Here is a 2,861-nt window from a genome sequence, read left to right on the forward strand (position 1 = left end):
CGAGCTCGAGCACGCGGTCGACGTCGAGGACGACCATGAGCTGGCCGTCGAGACGGTGGACGCCGCCGGCGAGCTTGGCCATGCGGGGGTCGAGGTTGACGGGGTTCTCTTCCTTGCCGTCCTCGGGCAGGCGCAAGACCTCGCCGATCTGGTCGATCAGGAGGCCATAGGATTCACCGCGCAGGTCGACGCCGACGGCCATGGGGGTCTTGCCGTCCTCGTCCCTGGGCAGGCCGAGACGGGCGCGCATGTCGACCACGGTGACGATGCGGCCGCGCAGGTTCAGAACGCCCGAGATCTCGCGCGAGGACAAGGGAACGCGGGTGACGCGCTCGGGCATGAACACGTCCTGGACGCGGGAGATCGGCAGGCCGAACAGCTGGCCGCCGATCATCGCGGTGACGTATTCGACCATGGCGCCTTCGCCGACTTGCATCTTCTTGCTCATTGCGTGTCTCCTCCTGTCCTGCTTACGCCGCGGCCCGGCTCAGCTCGGAGGCGCCGGCGGCGCCCGCGGTCTGCTCCTTCAGCGCCGCGATCAAACCGGGACGGTCGAACTTGGCGACATAGTCGTGGAAGCCGGCCTGACGGCCGCGCTCGATCGCTGCCGGCGACACCAGCGCGGAGAGGCCGATGATCGGCATCGAGCCCAGATTGCTGTCGGAGCGGATGGTCTCGGCAAACTCGAACCCGTTCATGTCGGGCATCTCGATGTCGGTCAGGACCACGTCGAAGGTTTGTGCACGCAAGGCCGCGAGGCCCTCCTGCGCGGTCGGCGCGGTGCGGACGCGGTAGCCGGCGGCCTTGAGGACGGGTGCCAGCATGTTGCGGAAGAAGGCACTGTCGTCGACCAGCAGCACCGACTGCGAGTGCATCGACGGCTTCATCTCCTTGCGGGTGAACCAGTCGGCGAACGCCATCGGCAGGAAGTGGCCGACGTCGATCACTTCGGTGGCCTGGCCCTTGATCACGGCCGAGCCGAGGATGCCGGAAGCCGAGCCGCCGACCTCGATGTTGAGGCGCTCCTCGACGATGTCGATGATCTCGTCGACGACGAGGCCCATGGAGCGGCCGTCATCGGCGAACACCAGGATCGGCTGGGCGCCCTGGGAGGCGACGGTGACGCCCTCCATGGAGACGAGCGGCATCAGCTGCTCGCGGTACTGCACCATGTAGCGGCCGTTCGAGAACTCGATCTTGTCGGCCGGGAGCTCTTCCAGGCGGGTGACGAGCCCGAGCGGGACCGCCTTGGGCTGGGACGAGCCGGCGCGGAAGACGAGGAGCGAGGTGGTCTGCTCGCCCGAGCCGATATGATGCGCACCATTGTCGTCGGCCATGTCATGGGCCGAGGAGCCGGCGGCGCCGAGCGCCTTGGCGATGCCGTTGGGGTCGATGATCATGATGACGGCGCCATCGCCCAGGATGGTATTGCCCGAGAACATGTCGATGTGACGCAGTTTCGTCGACATCGGCTTGACCACGATCTCTTCGGTGTGGAACACGCCGTCGACGACGATGCCGAAGGTCTGGCTGCCGACTTGCGTGACCACGATAAAACCGTTCTCGGGATCGCTTGCCGCGCCGTCGTCGATCTTGAGCAGCTTCTTCAGATGGATCAGCGGCAAGAGCTTGTTGCGCAGGCGAAGGACGGCGGTGTCCTTGATACGCTCGATGCGGTGCTCCGAGTTGGCGCGGGCGCGGACCAGCTCGACCACCGAGAGCTGCGGGATCGCAAAGCGGTCGCCGGCGGCCTCGACGATCAGCGCCGAGACGATCGCAAGCGTCAGCGGGATCTTGATGGTGACGGAAGAGCCTTCACCGGCGACGCTCTTGATGTCGATGGTGCCGCCGATCTGGTCGATATTGGTGCGGACCACGTCCATGCCGACGCCGCGGCCCGAGACCGAGGTGATGGCGGCCGCGGTGGAGAAGCCCGGCGCGAAGATGAACTTGTGGATCTGGGCTTCGCTCATCTTCTCCAGCTCAGCCTCGCTGACGAGACCTGAGGAGAGCGCCTTGGCCTTGATCTTCTCGGTGTTGAGGCCGCGGCCGTTGTCGGCGATGCAGATGATGATGTGGCCGCCCTCGTGATAGGCGGACAGGCGGATGGTGCCCTGCTCGCCCTTGCCGCTCGCAAGACGCTCGGCGGGGGTCTCCAGGCCATGATCGGCGGAGTTGCGCACCATATGGGTGAGCGGGTCCTTGATCAGGTCGAGCACCTGGCGGTCGAGCTCGGTGTCGGCGCCGTGCATCTCCAGCTCGATCTGCTTGCCGAGTTCGCTCGACAGGTCGCGGACGATGCGGGGCAGCTTCTGCCAGGCATTGCCGATCGGCTGCATGCGCGTCTTCATGACGCCTTCCTGCAGCTCGGCGGTGACGTTGGAGAGGCGCTGCAGCGGCACCTTGAACTCGGTGTCCTCGTTGCGCCTTGAGATCTCCAAGAGCTGGTTGCGGGTCAAGACCAGCTCGGAGACCATGGTCATCAAATGCTCCAGCGTGTCCACGTTGACGCGGATCGACTGGTTGGCGATGCTGGCGCCTTCGCCGGCATTCTCGTCGGCCATCGACTTCTTCGGCGCGGCCTTCTCCTTGGGCGCCTTTGCAGCAGGCGCCTCAGTAGCAGGAGCCGGCTCGGCCTTCACTTCGGCCTTCACTTCGGCCTTGGCGACCGGCGCGGGTGCTTCGATCGCGGTCTCGCGGAAGGCGCGCTCGAGCTCGTCGAGCGAGACCTCGCCCGGACGCAACGGACGCTCCAGGGTCTGGTCGATCAGCGAGCCCGTGGTCATCTCTTTTGCGGGAGCGGCAGCAGGTGCAGCGGCAGGTGCTTCCGGCACCAGCGGCGGGGCGTCGGCGACAGGAGC

2 protein-coding genes are annotated in these 2,861 nt (G+C 66.3%); both read right to left on the reverse strand.

All coding sequences use genetic code 11. The annotated features are described in order from the left end of the window. On the reverse strand, positions 1-448 hold a 448-nt coding region (locus L6637_RS42100; RefSeq protein ID WP_237867356.1), incomplete at its 3' end, for a chemotaxis protein CheW. Positions 449-470: 22 nt separating this feature from the next. After that, positions 471-2,861, reverse strand: a 2,391-nt coding sequence (locus L6637_RS42105) for a hybrid sensor histidine kinase/response regulator (RefSeq protein ID WP_237867357.1), incomplete at its 5' end; no start/stop codon positions are given.

This window comes from Bradyrhizobium zhengyangense, assembly GCF_022012435.1.
GTDB lineage: Bacteria > Pseudomonadota > Alphaproteobacteria > Rhizobiales > Xanthobacteraceae > Bradyrhizobium > Bradyrhizobium zhengyangense.